Origin of the sequence: Silvimonas soli (genome assembly GCF_030035605.1) — a bacterium.
GTDB lineage: Bacteria > Pseudomonadota > Gammaproteobacteria > Burkholderiales > Chitinibacteraceae > Silvimonas > Silvimonas soli.
Genome location: NZ_CP106736.1, coordinates 1,570,013 through 1,586,909 on the forward strand (window position 1 = coordinate 1,570,013; position 16,897 = coordinate 1,586,909).

The window sequence follows — 16,897 nt, forward strand, 5'->3', positions numbered from 1 at the left end:
CCGGAGGCACCACCGATCAAGTGGTACCGCATTGTAGCGATTGGTCTGATATGTCAGGGTAACAGGCTGTAAGTTTGCACAGAGATACAGTTAACGGCTGGCCGGACAATAACGACGCATTATCCGGCAGCCCGCAGACCGTCAGCTTTGCAGTTCGGCCTCGAACCAGGCTTCAAGCCCACCCGCCAGCGGCAAAGCGCGGGTCCAGCCCATGCCGCGTAATTGCTGGGCAGCGGCCACAGCCGAGACATCATTGGGACAGCTGCAGTAGAGCACCACGTCCCGGTCCTGCAGCAGAATCGACGTGGCAGTGTCGATCTCTTTCAGGCCGATCAGATAAGCGCCAGGAATCACCCGTGGGTCCAGCGAACGCCCTTCCGCCGAGCGTACATCGATGATTACCGGATCGGTACCGGCAGCAATGGCTGCCTTTAATTGCGCCACCGAAATGCGTGGCATTTCTTCCGACAATTCTGCTGCGTGACGGCGTTTGATCACCCGGCCGATGAGATAAACCACCACCAGTGCCGCCAGCGACCAGATGGCGCCCTCGCCTAATTGCTCCAGCACAGCGAGGACCAGATCAAGCTGATTGCTGAACAGGGCACCCAGCCCGAGAAACACGACCGCCCAGAAAATGGAGGCCGCCACATTCCAGCGCAAAAACGCCGGTAATGACCAACCCAACGCGCCCGCCAGTGGCGGAGCTACGGCGGAAATCCCCGGTACGAACTTCGCCGCAAACAGCGACAGCCCGCCCCATTTCACAAACAGGGTTTCGCTTTGCCGCACACACACATCGGCCGACAAAGACACTTTACAGATCACGCCCAACACGCGCCGACCCAGACGGCGCCCGGCCATAAACCAGACCAGATCACCCAGCGCGCCACCCACGGTCGCGGCCAGCAGCAAACCCAATGCCATTTCACCAGACGCAGTTGCCAATGCGCCCACCATCACCAACAGCGGCGCAGCGGGCAGCGGCAAGCCCGCCCGCGAAATCAGCGTCACCAGAAAAGTCAGCGGTAATGCGTACTGCTGGGTCCAGCCCAGCAAAAAATGGATGTTCATTGGGTCACAGGGTGAGATTCATGCACAGACCAGCTATCGCGGTGGTTTATGCATCGATCATACGATTTTCCACTATTTACTGAGACATTTGTGGGCGGGCTGTGCGAACGCAAGATCATGCGCCGACTACTGGCTGGTCTGAAAGACCGCCGGTCATCCGCATTGCAGCAATTGGCCGGGTATGGCCGGGCAGGAGAAGGTCACAAACTGAAGAGCGTTGGCCTGGTTGGCCCGGGGAGACCGGAAAGACCGTCGTGTTCGAGCACACGACGGTCATCCAGATTATCAGTTATCGAATGCGCCACAGCTTGGGCGGGCTAACCAGTTCACTGCAGACCATCTGACGATGTTTGCAGAAGGTATTTGAAATCGCGGCGACCCCAGCCAAGGCGATCAAAGGCGAAATGAAGTGGCCAAAGTCACCGTTTGCCGCAGCCAACCGTAACACCGCGCGGGCAGGCGGATGGCCTTGATTTTGTTCCACAGCACCAGACTCTGGGACTTGGGCTCCTGAAAGCCAATGCAGCGCAGCTCCGTGCCGCCCACCGCATACAAGGTGGACCACCCCTCTTCCTGCATGGTGTAGAAGTCTCCCGACTTCAGATAACGCGGCACTTGATATACCTCTTCCGCCAGCCAGCGTGGCGCTTCGGCCAGGTGCAGATGCCCGGATAACACGTGCAGTGCCATGCCTGGGCGACTATGAAACTGGAAAGTCTGGCCATTGAGCATTTCGATAGTCAGAAAAGATTCGGGAAGGCGCGACATGCTGGCAATCTCCTGCGGTGGGATATGCCATACAGATTAAGGAATAGCACCGCCGCCCCACAGGTACACACGCTGATTTTGCGCAACGAAACAAGACCAGAACAGTGCATCTGTTTCGATGCAGATCAGGAAAATCTGTATCTGTTATGCCTCCGGCGTGCACCGCAGAATGGGGCATGGACCAATTGCCTATCTACCGCCAGCTCGCCAGCCACTACCGTCAGGCCATTGAAACCGGCACCTTGCGCCCCGGTGATCGTATGCCTTCAGTGCGCGCATTGATGGAACGGCATGACATCAGTCTCTCTACCGCGTTGCAAACCTGCCGCCACCTGGAAAGCCAGGGCTTGCTGGAAGCGCGGCCACGTTCTGGCTACTTTGTCTGCCATCGCTCCCGCAGTGCGCTGGCCAAGGTGCCCGATCCGATAGTGGCCCTGCCTGATACCGCGCAATACGTCGGCATCAACGAGAAAGTCTCGGCGATTCTGGCGCAGGCCATGAGCAGCAAAGTGCAGATCAACCTGGGCGTGGCGTGCGGCGCGCCGGAGTTATACCCAAACGAGGCATTGCGACAAGCTGCGGTACGGGTATTGCGCCAGCAACCGGAACTGTTCGGTAGAGCCGTGCCACGCAACGGTCACAGCACCCTGCGCAGCGTGCTTGCCCGGCGTGCCATGGGGGCGCGCATGAATCTCACCGCCGATGACATCATCATCACCCACGGCTGTACCGAAGCGCTCAACCTGGCGCTGCGCGCCATTGCCCAACCGGGCGACATCATCGCCGTGGAATCCCCCACCTTTTACGGTGTGCTGCAGATACTGGAAAGCCTGGGCATGCGCGCGCTGGAAATCCCCACCAGCCCGGAGACCGGGATCTCGCTGGAGGCGCTGGAGCTGGCCGTGCAAACCTATGGCAGCATCAAAGCCGTGGTGGTGGTGCCGCATTTGCAAAACCCCTTGGGCGCGATCATGCCGGAAGCCCACAAAATACGGCTGGTCAACTGGTGCGAAACCAACAATATTGCGCTGATTGAAGACGACACTTATGCGCTGCTGGCCGATAACGACAGCACCATGCCGTCGCTCAAAAGCTGGGATCAAACCGGCAATGTGATCCATTGTGCGTCACTGCACAAAACACTGGCGCCAGGCATGCGCGTGGGCTGGATTACCGCAGGTAAATGGCGCAGCCGCGTGGAAATGCTCAAATACGCTCATTCCCGCCCCAATGAAGCGTTGTCACAACTGGCTGCCGCCAGTTTTCTGGGGTCGGGCGAGTTCGAGCGTCATTTGCGGCGCCTGCGCACCCATCTGCGTACGCAACGCCTGCAAGTCGCCCAAGCCGTCGCTGGGTACTTTCCCGAAGGCACCCGCCTGACCGTGCCGGAAGGCGGCTTTGGCCTGTGGGTAGAAATGCCCGAAAAACGCAACTCGCAAGCTGTGTTTGAGACAGCCCTTAAAGCAGGCATCCGTATTGCGCCGGGAGTGATGTTTTCCAACTCGCAGCGCTTCAATTCGTTTTTGCGGATCAGCTGCGGCACGCCGTATAACAGCGAGCTGGATCAGGCGATGCGCAAGTTAGGGGCCATTGTGGAGAAGTCGCCAGCAGGTTGAGCGGGGTTAGGCCCAGTTCTACGCCGCCAGCAACGCTTCCGCCACGCCCACCGGCGCATTCCGGATAACCACCTGCGGCGTGGCATGCCAATCCGCACATTTCTGGATGGCTTTGCGTATATCCGTCAGCAAGCGCCCGCTCACCCGCACTCCCTCTTCAAGATGCAACGATTTGATCTCGAAGATACCGCTGGTTCGGTGCGCTTTGGCATCCAGCCGCCCAACCAACTTGCCGCGATTGAGTATCGGCAGGCTGAAATAGCCATATTTGCGCTTGCGCTCCGGGGTGTAGCACTCGATGGTGTAGTCGAAACCGAACAAGGCCGAAGCCCGTTTTCGATCCCACACGACGGGGTCGAACGGCGATAACAACGTGGTCACGGTCGAGGCCAACTCGCCGCTTTGGGCGGCGTCGATTTGTTCGGCCAGTTCATGATGTATCCAGGTAGCGGCCTTCCAGCCTTCAACCTGCACCGGGATCAACTCCCCCGCATCAGTCAGCGCTTGCAGGTCCGCCAGATAGGACACTTTGGGCAGGCGGTAGTAATCGGCAACCCAATCCGCGCGCACCACGCCCAAGGCGCGACAACTACGGCGGATCAGTTCAACGTGCACGGTAGCCGAATCAGCCAGATCTCGGGCATCGTCCCAGTTTTTGAGTACGCGTTCAGCCAGGTCATACACGCGATGGAAGTTGCGACGCTCGCTGACCATCAATTCGCCCGTGGTGAACAAGACTTCCAGGTGGCGTTTTTCCGGCTTCCAGTCCCACCAGCCGCTGCCCGAGCCCTCGGCCCGCGAGAAATCGGCAGCCCGCACCGGGCCACTTTCGCGGATTCGCTGCAATAGTTGGTCGATGTCAGCCTGATATTGCTGGTGCCAGTTAGCAGCGTATTTCCAGCCCATGCCGGATGGATCGAGCATGCGATGGCGCATCAGGCCGTAGTCTTCAATCGGCAGAAAACATGCCTCGTGCGACCAGTACTCGAACAATTTGCCTTCGGCCAGCAGTTGTTCCAGCCAGGTGTTGTCGTATGCACCCAGCCGACTGAACAACACCAGATAAGGGCTGCGCGCCACCACGTGGATAGTGTCGATCTGCAATTGGGCCATGCGGCGGATGGCGTCCAGCATATCCGGCTTGTTGGCTTTGCGCCGGGGTGGCGTCAGTAAGCCTTGCGCGGATAAATGCAGGGTGCGGGCAGCAGCAAGCGAGATGGTTTTCACGATGGGCAAGCATCAAGACAAGAGAAGCCGATTCTACTCAATCTGCCCGAACGCACTTGGGCAATTACTCGAAGCCGCGGATTCCTGTGCCGGAAAATCCCGGCAGCTCCCAGCGAAAGTGAATCGCCAGCCAGCGAATAACGAAACCGATGGCCAAAGCGATGAGCGACGCCGTGCCAGCTTCGACATCCAGCACCTGTAGCCCCATATACAAACCACCGGCAATCAGCGAAATGCTGGCATACAACTCGCGTCGCAAAACCAGTGGAATCTCGTTGCACAGAATGTCGCGCAGCACGCCACCAAAGATGCCGGTGATCATACCGAACACCACAGCAACGGCGGGATGCACGTCGGCACCCAGCGCGATGTTGCAACCGATAATGGTAAATGCCACCAGCCCCAGTCCGTCGACCAGCAAAAACAGCATGCGCAAGCGATGGATATGCCGGGCCACGGCGGCGGTCAGTATCGCAGCCACTACGGTGAACAGCAGATATTCAGGGTTCGCCACCCAGCTGAGCGGGTAATGCCCCAACAGCATGTCGCGGATCGACCCACCGCCCAGCGCGGTGACTGTACCCACCAGGCACAGCCCGAATAAATCCATCCCGCGGCGCATGCCCATGATTGCGCCCGACATGGCTTCGGCGACAATCGCGACCAGATAAATGTAATGCAGCAGCATGGCTTCAACCGTCATTGGAAAACAACTTCAAAATAGTCTCACGTTCGGCTTCCTGCGCTGCTTTATCGTTTTCAGCGGGTGCGGATGCCACATTGGCCGAGCCACCATTGTTCACAATCTGGCATTTGAACGGGCTGCGGATAAAGTCATGGTCATCCGCCACGCAAGTGCCCGTGGTGTATTCGCTGTACACAAAATCGTCGCCATCTTGTACCAGACCGGCTGGTGGATCTGTTTGCGGCACCGGCTCGCGCTGCGCCAGCGCGGTTTTCATGTAATCGATCCAGATTGGCAGCGACACCGTGCCACCGGTACGCCCACCCAAACTGCGCGGCTGGTCGTAGCCCACCCACACCACCGACACCAGATTGCCACCATATCCGGCAAACCAGGCATCGCGGGCGTTGTTGGAGGTGCCGGTTTTACCGGCCAGATCATCCCGCCCCAATACCTTGGCCGAGTGCGCGGTGCCGGTGCTGACCACGCCGCGCAGCATGCTGTCCATCAACCACGCGTTACGCGCTGAGACCACGCGTTTACCCGTAGCCTGTACCGGTGCGGCATACAGCACCTTGCCCAACCGGTCGTTCACGCTCTTGATCAGGCGCGATGGCACTTGAATGCCGCCGTTGGCAAATACCGCATAAGACGAAGCCATCTGCAATGGCGTTGCGCCACCAGCGCCCAGCGCCAGCGGCAGCGATGGCGGGTTGCGCGCAGCATCAAAGCCAAACTGCACCGCGTGTTGCTGCACAAACTGCGGCCCGGCGGCCTGCATCAGACTGACTGAAACCAGATTCTTGGAGCGTGCCAACCCGCGCCGAACGGTGATGAATCCTTCGTAATTGTTGCTGTAGTTCTTCGGCCGCCATGGTCGCGCCCCGGTTTCTTCTGCGGTCAGCAGACGCTGGGTGTCATCCACTTCGGTACCGGGGAAGTAGCCTTTTTCCAGCGCTGCCGAATAAATAAATGGCTTGAAGCTGGAACCCGGTTGCCGATACGCCTGCAGGGCGTGGTCATATTTGTTGCGGGCAAAATCAAAGCCGCCCACCAGCGCCAGGATGTCGCCGCTACGCGCATCCAGCGATACCAGCGCACCTTCCATTTCCGGTAAAGCCACCAGTTGCCAGCGTTCGTTGCCCAGATCATGGGCATAGACAATGGCCCCGCGATTGACCGCGTTGGCGGGCGTAAAGGTAATGCCGGTGGTGGCGATATCCAGCGGCGAACCATCGCGGCGCAGCGCCCGCAGCACGGTACCTTGGTGCCCGGTCACCAGCGTGGCAATAACATCGTCGCCGCTGTCGGGCACGCTGGATAACAGACTGCGCACGGTCTGGCCGTCCGGGCCATCGGCTGGCAGGCTCACTGTTTTAACCGGGCCGCGATAACCACGAGACGCTTGCAGATCAAGCAACCGGGATCGCATTGCAGCGTCGGCGCGGCGCTGATCCGACATATTGATGGTGGTGTGGATATCCAGCCCCATGGCATAAACGTCATCGCCATAGCGTTCCAGCGCCCAGCGCCGGGCGGCTTCTACCGGGTAAGCGGCTTCGCGCAAAGCCGGGTTGTCCGGCGCCAGTTCCAATGGTTCTGCCAGCGCTTGCTGGTATTGCGGGTCAGTCAGATAACCCAGTTCGTGCATCCGTTTGAGGATGTATTGCTGGCGTACTTTGGCGCGCTCCGGGTTGGCCACCGGGTTGTAGGCCGATGGTGCTTTGGGCAGGCCCGCCAGCATGGCCGCTTCCGCCACGCTGATCTGGCTGATCGGCTTGCCAAAATAGATATTGGCCGCCGCCGCAAAACCGTATGCCCGCTCGCCCAGGTAAACCTGGTTCATGTACAGCTCCAGCAAACGGTCTTTGCCGTATTCCTGCTCCAGCTTGAAGGCCAGCAGCATCTCGGTCAGTTTGCGCTCGACGGTTTTTTCTCGCGTCAGATAGAAATTACGCGCCACCTGCATCGAGATCGTGCTGCCGCCCTGGCCATGCCAACCGGTCAGCACATTCGCCACTGCCGCCCGCGCCAGGCCAGAAAAATCCACCGCGCCGTGCTCGTAGAAACGCGCGTCTTCAATCGCCAGCAAGGCCTGCTGCATACGTTGCGGTATTTGCGCCAACGGCAATACGTCGCGTCGCTCCTGGCCGTATTCCGCCAGCAAGGTGCCATCGGTGGCGTAAATGCGCAGGGGTTGCGCTGGTTGATATGCCGCCAGTTCTTTAATTGATGGCAGTCCTTGCCAGGTGTGCCAGGCCCACCAGCCCAGCGCGCCTGCCCCAATCACACTCAGGCCAACAACAAAACCCAGTGCCAGCAGCACACCGCGCCAGAAACGGCGCAGCGATGACTTGGCAGGAGGAGTAGCGGGGGATTCAGTCATTGGTTTTCCATGAGGGTCGCAGCTTGCTGCGGGCGTGGATTATGCAAAGGCAATGGCATAACATGAACATTGCTTACTATTTATTAGCCATGCTTAAATATTCTTAATATCGAACCTTTTGCGGAGCCTGTACCGTGGCACTAGACCCCAGACAAACCGAGGCGCTGCTGGCCGTGATTGAAACCGGCAGTTTTGAACAAGCCGGAGCCCGCTTGCATGTCACGCCGTCGGCGATTTCCCAGCGGGTGCGTGCGCTGGAAGAAGACATGGGCGCGGCACTGGTGGTGCGCAGCCGCCCGGTACGGGCCACTCGCGTGGGGCAACGGCTGCTACAGCATTTGCGTCGGGTCATGCTGCTGGAAGAAGACCTGGCCTCTGACCTGACCGAGCAACGTCACGCGCCCTTATCAGTAACCATCGCGGTCAACGCCGATACGCTGGGAACCTGGTTTTTTCCGGCACTGGCCGAATTGCTGGCCAGCGAACAGGTGTTGTTGGACCTGGTGGTGGAAGACCAGGACCACACCTATGAAGTTCTCGAAACCGGTATGGCGACGGGGTGTATCAGCACTCAGCCCAAGCCAATGAAAGGCTGTTTTGCCGATCCGCTGGGCATCATGCGCTACCGGCTGATCGCCAGTGCCAGCTTTGCGGCGCGCTGGTTTCCCCAAGGATTGAACCGTGCTGCCGCACGCCATGCACCGGTGGTGGCCTATACCCGCAAGGACGCGCTGCAAGCCTCGTTTTTGCAGGAAAGACTGGGCCTCACGGCAAAGGCTTATCCCTGCAATTACGTGCCAGGTTGCGATCCGCATTACGCCGCCATCAAGTACGGATTGGGTTATGGCATGGTGCCCGAGATGCTGATTCGCGATGCGTTAGCGGCGGGGGAACTGGTTGATCTGGCGCCAGATCATCCCACCGATATCGCGCTGTTCTGGCATGCCTGGAAAGTCCAGTCGCCTCGCATGGAGAACATGTCACGGCGGATCGGTGAAGCCGCGCGCCAGTTGCTCACGGTGAGCTGATTCGCCCAGATCAGCGCAAGGTCACGCGATAGATATGCGGTAATGCCGCGTGCTCTGGCTTCCCTGCAGTCACCACCGGCAATTGCCGTAACGCCCCGGCCGCCACCGGCTGGGCGTTGGCTTCAGCGGCCTGCAACGCAGCCGGTTGCACAACCCAGGCGTCCAGCAACAAAGCACAGGTCAGCACGGCGCTACCAATAAAGCCCAGCCAGAACAGCAATCGATGCCAGTGCAGGGAAGCAGTCTTGCGGGGAGCCATTTGCTCTGCAAATTGGGTCATGACTCATTCCCCACGCAGAAAAGACATGGAAGCCGGCATGGAGCCAGCGACACTCTGCGCGACGGCGGCGGTATCCGACACTGCGGCACCAGTCTCGGCCAGCGACAGCATGGTGTGGATTCTGGTTTCAAAGGCCAGCGCTGCCTCGACGGCATCCATCACGGCAAAACCGACTACAACAGCAACAAGTGCAATGACAAGAGTGCGTTTCATGATGATCTCCGGTGTTCTTTTTTGTTAAGCCGCCAATCCGAACCCTCGGTAGCAGCGAATGAACACAGTGTGATCGGGTCTTGAATAAAGGTGAATTCAGCTTAGTATTTGTACGTAATGCATAAAATAACTTAATAAGTAACGGAGCAAATCCGCCGCCGTGGCCGCAGGTGGGGTGGATCAGACAGATTCAGCAGTCATACTGGCCTTGGGCGTGAGCATTCGCGAAAATGGCCCGGCACTGGTTTTACCTGCAATCATCACCTCCCCCGCAGTCTTCCTCGCCTGATCCCGGAGCCAACCCGCAATCCCGGACAGCCAGACCCGGCCAAAGCGAGCGAACGGACTGGATCAAAGCTCATACAAAGAGAGTCTGTCTTGCGTAAATTACTGATCTTAAGCAGCTTTTTACTCCCCACCTTGGGCTTCGCGGCCGAAGGCATGTGGACGCTGGATAATCTGCCCACCGCCCGTATCCAGCAGCAATATGACTTCATCCCCAAGCAGGACTGGATCGACAAGGTCATGCATGCGTCGGTGCGTATTGCTGGTGGCTGCTCGGCGTCGTTTATCTCGCCCAGCGGACTGGTGCTAAGCAACCACCACTGCGCGCTGTCGTGCGTCGAACAACTGTCGACGGCCAAAAAAGACTATGTGCACGATGGCTTTCTGGCCGCCACGCCTGGCCAGGAAGTCCGCTGCCCGGAAATCGAATTGAACCGGCTGGACCAGATTACCGACGTCACCGACACGGTAAAGAAAGCCACCGAAGGGCTGGATGGCAGCGCGTTCAAACAAGCGCAGAACGCCGTCAAAGCCACGTTGGCCCAAGCTTGCGTAGGCGACGATAAAACCACTACCCGCTGTGATGTGGTCGATCTGTATCACGGTGGCCGCTACGACTTGTACAAATATCACCGCTATCAGGACGTGCGCCTGGTGTTCGTCCCGGAAAAAGCCATGGGCTTTTTTGGCGGCGATCCGGACAACTTCAATTTCCCGCGCTATGACCTGGATATGTCTTTGCTGCGGGCGTATGAAAACGGCAAACCGGCGGTGGTGAAGGATTACTTCCCGCTCAATCGCAACGGCGCGCAACCGGGTGAACTGACTTTTGTGACTGGCAACCCCGGCATGACGCAGCGCCTGCTCACGGTGGCCCAACTGGAAACCACGCGTGATGTGCGCCTGGTGCACAGCTTGTTACGGCTGTCGCAAATGCGCGGCATGCTCACCGAGTACAGCCGCAGCAGCGATGAAGCCGCACGCGTCGCCTCCACGCATTTGTTTGGCGTGGAAAATACCTACAAAGCCCGCTACGGCCAGCTGGAAGCGTTGTTGAACCCGGCGCTGCTGGAACAAAAGCGCAAAGACGAAGCCAGCCTGCGCGCCTTTGTGGCCGGTAATCCGGCGCTGCAGGCCAAAGTGGGTGGCGCATGGGATGCCATTGCCCAGGCCGAACTGAAATATCGTGATCTGGAAAACGATTACCTGACCAAAGAAATCGGCATCGCGTTTGATAGCCGCTACTTTGATATCGCCCGCGATGTGCTGCGTGGTGGTGATGAACGCCCGCAGGCCAATGCCAAACGCCTGCCCGAGTTCAATGAATCGGCACTGCCGCAGCTGGAACAACGGTTGTTCTCCAGCGCGCCGATCTACCCGGACTTTGAACAGGCGCGGCTGACCGCTTCGCTAACCAAAATGCGCGAATTGCTGGGCGCGGATGATCCATTCGTCAAGCAGGTGCTGGGCAAGCAATCGCCAGCACAAGTGGCCGCACAACTGGTCAATGGCACGCATCTGGGCGATGTAGCTGCGCGTAGGGCCTTGTGGCAAGGCGGCAAGAATGCGGTGGCGGCATCGAACGATCCGTTTATCGTGTTGGCGCGCCTGGTCGACCCGGCGGCGCGTTCAATCCGTAAGCAGTACGAAGACAGCGTGGAATCGGTCGAGCAGAAGAATGCCGAACTGATCGCCCAGGCCCGCTTTGCCCAAGCCGGTACCGGCGTTTATCCGGATGCCACGTTTACGCTGCGCTTGTCATATGGTGAGGTACGCGGCTGGAAGGAACATGGCCGCGACATCGCGCCATATACCGACCTGGCTGGCTTGTTTGGTCGCGCCACCGGTGCCGAACCGTTTGCCCTGCCGCAATCGTGGCTGGCGGCCAAAGACCGGCTGAACCTGCAACAACGACTGGACTTCGTCACCACCAACGACATCATCGGCGGCAATTCCGGCAGCCCGGTCATCAATCGCAACGGCCAGATTGTCGGGCTGATTTTCGACGGCAATATCCATTCGCTGGGCGGCGCGTTTTATTACGATGAAACGCTGAACCGGTCTGTCGCGGTACACAGCGGCGCCATTCTGGAAGCGCTGGACAAAATTTACGGCGCCGGTGCGCTGGTCAAGGAAATGACTGCCCCATAAACAATACGGCGCAGCGTGGAAAGCTGAAACTGCTGGCGTGTCGGCCGGGCATCGCAAATGATGCTCCCCGCATGCCAGTGGTCGCTTTAAGACGTCCTGATACGTCAGCGATACAAATCAGCGGAACCTGGACAAACGCGGGATACATGGCTCTGGTGCAATGCCAGCCAGGTCCGTCCGTTCTGGGCGGCCAATCCACTCATGTCGCCAGTTGCCCTGAGTGGCATCGATATCGACTCGGGGAGTATGGCCATGACCAGCAGCATTTCATCCAGTTCAGTTTCGTCGCTGCTGGCCAGCCTTAGTTCCAGCAGCACCAGTTCAGGCACTTCCACTACCGACAGTCTGCTCAACGATGTACTGGCCGCAGAAGAATCGATTACCAGCAGCAGCGCAACGACAGCTGTCGCCAGCCCCAGCACCACCGTCTCGTTGGGAAACAGCAGCAATAACAGCGATGCGACGACGTATACTTCCGCCGGGTTGCTGTCAGATCTGAACCAGATTCTGGCGCAAAACACCATGACCGACCCGTTGCTGGCCAGCGATTCGGCAGACAGCACCGATAGCAGTTCGAGCGACATGCTGAGCCTGCTTGACGGCAGCAGCGCAGCCGCCAGCACAGGCAGCAGCAGCTTTGATTCGTTACTGAGTGAGCTGGAAGGCAATTCTGGCAGCTCCAGTTCAGCCACTGCGGCGGCGTCAGGCAGCACCACCTCACTGGATAGCCAGTGGGCGCAAATCCTGCAGAACGATCCGCAGGCAGCCAGCGAAGTGACCACTGCTTCGCTAAATCAAAGTCTGATCAATTCGCTGTTGTAACGCCCTCGCTCGCCGGCGATCAGGCCGGTGACATGACATCTAACGGCTACTCCTTTGCTTGCGGGCAAATCGGGTAGCCGTTGTGTTTTGCTACGCCCGTTATTGCCATTGCCCGCTGCGCTTTCACTAGCTACATCATAATTCGTCTCTATTCGGAGACTTCGTCCACAAATCGAGACAAAACCGCGTTTTCGGCGCTGCAGTTACTGATTTAGATCAGTTTGCTGCGCTCGCACAAATCGTCGAATCGTCTACGTTTCGAGACAACCCTTCCCGATACTCCCACGCCGAGCCGCGTAAACCCTCAATATGTAGTTCATTTTTTCCTGGTACAAAATCTGCTTTTACCCGGTGGCGCACTGAATATGTGCGACTGGCGAATTCCTCGTCAGACAGAACGGCAAAAAAAATATCGCCACTGGAGGAGTAAATGGCTCTGCTGATTGTTCTAGCCGCACTGGCCTTGCTGATGTACACCGCTTATCGCGGTTACAGCGTGATTCTGATGGCACCCATTGCCGCGCTCGGTGCGGTGCTGCTGACTGATCCGACGCTGGTTGCACCGGTGTTCAGCGGCATCTTCATGGAAAAGATGGTGGTGTTCGTCAAACTGTACTTCCCGGTGTTTTTGCTGGGCTCCCTGTTTGGCAAATTGATCGAGCTATCCGGGTTTTCCAAATCCATCGTGAATGCGGTCATTGGCTGGATTGGCCGCGAGAAAGCCATTGCCGTCATCGTGGTGGTCTGCGCCCTGCTTACCTACGGCGGCGTTTCGCTGTTTGTGGTGGTGTTTGCGGTCTACCCGTTTGCGGCCGAGATGTTCCGCCAGGGCAATATCCCCAAGCGACTGATTCCGGGCGTGATTGCGCTGGGTGCTTTCTCGTTCACCATGGATTCACTGCCCGGTACACCGCAAATCCAGAACATCATCCCGACCACTTTTTTCAAGACCACCACGTGGGCTGCGCCGGGGCTGGGCGTGGCCGGTGCGCTGTTCATTTTTGTGGTCGGCCTGCTGTATCTGAACTGGCGTCGCCGGGTGCTGATGCGCTCGGGGGAAGGTTACGGCACCAATCTGCTTAACGAACCCGCGCCGGTAGATACCTCCAATTTGCCCTCGCCCTGGCTAGCGATTGCGCCGTTGGTGCTGATCGGCGTGATCAACTTTGCATTAACCCGTTTGATTCCGGCATGGTACGGCGCCAGTCACACGCTGGCTTTGCCGGGTCTGGCCAAACCAGTCACCACGGTTATTCCGGCGGTAACGGCCATCTGGGCAGTGGAAGGCGCGTTGTTGTTTGGCGTGATCTTTGTGTTGGCCACGGCTTTTCGCACCATTCGCAGCCGCGTGATGGAAGGCAGCAAGCAGGCCGTTTCCGGCGCTTTGCTGGCCGCCATGAATACCGCCTCGGAATACGGTTTTGGCGGTGTGATTGCCGCCCTGCCCGGATTTATTGCGGTCAGCCACGCCCTGAGCGCCATTCCCAATCCGCTGGTGAACGCCGCGATCAGCGTCAGCACATTGGCGGGGATTACCGGCTCGGCCTCGGGCGGCATGAGCCTGGCGCTGGCGGCATTGTCAGACACCTTTATCCAGGCCGCCAATGCGGCGCATATCCCGCTGGACGTGCTGCATCGCGTGGTGGCCATGGCCTCGGGCGGCATGGATACGCTGCCGCACAACGGCGCGGTGATTACTGTGCTGGCGGTCACCGGGCTGACCCATCGTGAGTCTTATCGCGACATCTTTGCCATCACCCTCATCAAGACCGTGGCGGTGTTCTTTGTGATCAGCGTGTATTACCTCACCGGCCTGGTGTGAGACGGATATCCAGCTTCATTTTTTGTGAGACATACACTCATGACAGACCTTAAAGGCAAAACCGCACTGATTACCGGCTCGACCAGCGGCATTGGCCTGGGCATTGCCCAAGTGCTGGCGGCCCACGGTGCCAACGTGGTGCTCAATGGCTTTGGCGACGTGCTGGCCGCGCAGGAAAGCGTCACCCGTTATGCCGGGCGCGTGGGTTATCACGGTGCGGACCTGGCCCAGCCAGACCAAATCGCCGATCTGATGCGCTATGTTGAAAGTGAGTTCGGCGGTGCGGATATCCTGGTGAATAACGCGGGCATTCAGCATGTCGCCAACGTGCAGGACTTTGCGCCAGAGCGCTGGGATGCGGTGATCGCAATCAATCTCTCGGCGGCTTTTCACACCATGCGGCTGGCCATTGATGGAATGAAGGCACGGGGCTGGGGCCGGATCATCAATATTGCATCCACCCATGGTCTGGTGGCCTCGGCGCAGAAGTCCGCTTATGTCGCAGCCAAACATGGGCTGATTGGCTTAACCAAAGCCGCCGCGTTGGAACTGGCGCAAACCGGCGTGACCTGCAACGCCATCTGCCCCGGCTGGGTAAAAACGCCGCTGGTGGAAAAACAGATTGCCGATCGGGCAGCGGCCACTGGCATTTCCGTAGCACAAGCCACTCGCGACTTGCTGATCGAAAAACAACCTTCGGCTGAGTTTGTGACCCCACAGCAACTGGGTGAACTGGCGCTGTTTCTGAGTAGCAATGCCGCCGCGCAAGTGCGTGGCGCGGCATGGGCGATGGATGGCGGGTGGACGGCGCAATGAAGCGCACATCTTTCGGATTAGCTGGGTGGCTGATCAAGATTGGCGGGGCAACCGTGGTACACCAGAACTGGACAACCAGACATGAATAAACTTTATCCGGACGCCCGCACGGCACTGGCCGATATCGTCGCCGATGGCCAGACCATCGCTGTCGGTGGCTTTGGTTTGTGCGGTATTCCTGAAGCGCTCATTAGCGCCTTGCGTGACAGCGGCGTGCGTAATTTGACGGCGATTTCCAATAACGCCGGAGTTGATGGCTTTGGCCTGGGCCAGTTATTGGAAAGCCGACAGATTCGCAAGATGATTTCCAGCTATGTGGGCGAAAACAAAGAATTTGAGCGCCAGTATCTGGCAGGCGAACTGGAACTGGAATTCACCCCGCAGGGCACGCTGGCCGAAAAACTGCGGGCAGGCGGCGCGGGGATTCCAGCGTTTTTTACGCCGACTGGCTACGGCACGCTGGTGGCTGAAGGCAAAGAAACCCGCGAGTTCAACGGCAAGATGTATGTAATGGAAACCGCGCTGGTGGCCGATGTCTCGCTGGTCAAAGCGTGGAAGGCTGACAAGGCGGGCAATCTGATATTTCGCCGCACTGCACGCAACTTCAACCCCAACGTGGCCACCGCCGGACGCATTACCGTGGCCGAAGCGGAAATTATCGTCGAGATTGGCGAGCTGGACCCGGACCAGATCCACACGCCGGGCATCTTTGTGCAGCGACTGATCCACAACCCGCACCCCGAAAAACGTATCGAACAACGCACTGTGCGTGTGGCAAAGGAAAGCTGATATGGCCTGGACCCGAGACCAAATGGCCGCGCGTGCCGCCAGAGAATTGCAGGACGGCTTTTACGTGAACCTGGGCATTGGCCTGCCCACACTGGTGGCCAATCATGTGCCGGATGGAGTGGAAGTCTGGTTGCAATCCGAAAACGGCCTGTTGGGCATTGGCCCTTTTCCCACCGAAGATGAAGTCGACGCCGATCTGATCAACGCCGGCAAGCAAACCATCACTACCCTGCCTGGCTCGGCCACGTTTGCCAGCGCCGATTCGTTTGGAATGATTCGCGGCGGCAAGATCAATCTGGCCATCCTCGGTGCCATGCAGGTAAGCGAAAAAGGTGACCTGGCCAACTGGATGATCCCCGGCAAAATGGTCAAAGGCATGGGCGGCGCGATGGACCTGGTCGCCGGCGTCGGGCGAGTGATCGTGTTGATGGAACACGTAGCCAGGAAAAAAGACGGCACAGAGGAAATCAAGCTGTTGCCGGAATGTACCCTCCCGCTAACCGGCGTCGGTGTGGTCGATCTGATCATCACTGATCTGGCGGTACTGGAAGTCGGCAAAGACCGCCTGCATGTGCTGGAACTGGCACCCGGTGTCAGCGCTGAAGAGGCCCAGGCGAAGACGGGTGTGGCGTTACAGTTTGCCGTTGGCTTAGTCGCTTAACCAGATCAGTGCCTGCTTTTCTTGCGGCGACGCGCGAGCCCGCTGCTCTTCACCCCTGTAATACCACTGGTACCGCAGGGTTAAGCTGTGGTGCCAGTTCATCTCTTATCCACACTCAATTGTCAGGCTATTCTTACAAATTTATTGCTACGCTCTGCTCCAATACCACTTGTCCAGGTGGTATTAGCCCTTGCCATCCGTGTTGCAAAAAAAATACAAAAAAATCTTTCCCCTACCGTACGTCTGCTGATACCAAATTGTAATTATTTGTTGC

At 58.5% G+C, this 16,897-nt stretch carries 15 protein-coding genes; 8 read left to right on the forward strand and 7 right to left on the reverse strand.

Annotated elements, in window-relative coordinates:
- Positions 1–141 precede the first annotated feature (141 nt).
- On the reverse strand, positions 142–1,074 hold the full coding sequence (locus N7220_RS07190) for a VTT domain-containing protein (protein WP_283150776.1): 933 nt from the start codon (positions 1,072–1,074) through the stop codon (positions 142–144).
- Between the two features lie 393 nt (positions 1,075–1,467).
- Positions 1,468–1,842, reverse strand: a complete 375-nt coding sequence (locus tag N7220_RS07195; RefSeq protein WP_283150777.1) for a hypothetical protein — start codon at positions 1,840–1,842, stop codon at positions 1,468–1,470.
- A gap of 176 nt (positions 1,843–2,018) precedes the next feature.
- Between N7220_RS07195 and N7220_RS07200 the strand changes: the two genes are divergently transcribed.
- Positions 2,019–3,458, forward strand: coding sequence for an aminotransferase-like domain-containing protein (locus tag N7220_RS07200; protein ID WP_283150778.1), 1,440 nt, complete (start codon positions 2,019–2,021; stop codon positions 3,456–3,458).
- 18 nt (positions 3,459–3,476) lie between these two features.
- Here N7220_RS07200 and N7220_RS07205 read toward each other — a convergent pair whose 3' ends face one another.
- The 3 genes from N7220_RS07205 to N7220_RS07215 form a co-directional block, all read right to left on the reverse strand.
- Positions 3,477–4,685 (reverse strand): winged helix-turn-helix domain-containing protein, encoded by a 1,209-nt coding sequence (locus N7220_RS07205; RefSeq protein ID WP_283150779.1) that lies wholly within the window; start codon positions 4,683–4,685, stop codon positions 3,477–3,479.
- Positions 4,686–4,749: 64 nt separating this feature from the next.
- Complete coding sequence (locus tag N7220_RS07210; protein WP_283150780.1) at positions 4,750–5,373, reverse strand: trimeric intracellular cation channel family protein; 624 nt, start codon at positions 5,371–5,373, stop codon at positions 4,750–4,752.
- 4 nt (positions 5,374–5,377) lie between these two features.
- Positions 5,378–7,756, reverse strand: coding sequence for a penicillin-binding protein 1A (locus tag N7220_RS07215; RefSeq protein ID WP_283150781.1), 2,379 nt, complete (start codon positions 7,754–7,756; stop codon positions 5,378–5,380).
- A gap of 134 nt (positions 7,757–7,890) precedes the next feature.
- On the opposite strand from N7220_RS07215, the gene N7220_RS07220 reads away from it, so the two are divergent.
- Entirely contained in the window at positions 7,891–8,784 is an 894-nt protein-coding gene (locus tag N7220_RS07220) for an HTH-type transcriptional regulator ArgP (protein WP_283150782.1), read from the forward strand.
- Between the two features lie 10 nt (positions 8,785–8,794).
- On the opposite strand, the gene N7220_RS07225 is transcribed toward N7220_RS07220, so the two are convergent.
- Both N7220_RS07225 and N7220_RS07230 read right to left on the reverse strand, forming a co-directional pair.
- Positions 8,795–9,064, reverse strand: a complete 270-nt coding sequence (locus tag N7220_RS07225; RefSeq protein WP_283150783.1) for a hypothetical protein — start codon at positions 9,062–9,064, stop codon at positions 8,795–8,797.
- Between the two features lie 3 nt (positions 9,065–9,067).
- Positions 9,068–9,277 (reverse strand): hypothetical protein, encoded by a 210-nt coding sequence (locus N7220_RS07230; protein WP_283150784.1) that lies wholly within the window; start codon positions 9,275–9,277, stop codon positions 9,068–9,070.
- A gap of 378 nt (positions 9,278–9,655) precedes the next feature.
- Between N7220_RS07230 and N7220_RS07235 the strand changes: the two genes are divergently transcribed.
- The 6 genes from N7220_RS07235 to N7220_RS07260 all read left to right on the forward strand — a co-directional run bounded on the left by N7220_RS07235 (position 9,656) and on the right by N7220_RS07260 (position 16,623).
- Positions 9,656–11,713: a S46 family peptidase gene (locus N7220_RS07235; protein ID WP_283150785.1), complete on the forward strand. Its 2,058-nt coding sequence runs from the start codon at positions 9,656–9,658 to the stop codon at positions 11,711–11,713.
- Between the two features lie 252 nt (positions 11,714–11,965).
- Positions 11,966–12,535, forward strand: coding sequence for a hypothetical protein (locus N7220_RS07240; protein ID WP_283150786.1), 570 nt, complete (start codon positions 11,966–11,968; stop codon positions 12,533–12,535).
- Positions 12,536–12,965: 430 nt separating this feature from the next.
- A complete protein-coding gene (locus N7220_RS07245) occupies positions 12,966–14,357 on the forward strand; it encodes a GntP family permease (RefSeq protein ID WP_283150787.1) in 1,392 nt (463 codons plus the stop codon).
- Between the two features lie 39 nt (positions 14,358–14,396).
- Complete coding sequence (locus N7220_RS07250) at positions 14,397–15,173, forward strand: 3-hydroxybutyrate dehydrogenase (RefSeq protein ID WP_283150788.1); 777 nt, start codon at positions 14,397–14,399, stop codon at positions 15,171–15,173.
- 81 nt (positions 15,174–15,254) lie between these two features.
- Positions 15,255–15,962, forward strand: a complete 708-nt coding sequence (locus tag N7220_RS07255; RefSeq protein ID WP_283150789.1) for a CoA transferase subunit A — start codon at positions 15,255–15,257, stop codon at positions 15,960–15,962.
- A 1-nt stretch (position 15,963) separates the two neighbouring features.
- Positions 15,964–16,623 carry a 3-oxoacid CoA-transferase subunit B gene (locus N7220_RS07260; RefSeq protein WP_283150790.1) on the forward strand — a complete coding sequence of 220 codons (660 nt, stop codon included), beginning with the start codon at positions 15,964–15,966 and terminating at the stop codon, positions 16,621–16,623.
- Positions 16,624–16,897: the final 274 nt, after the last annotated feature.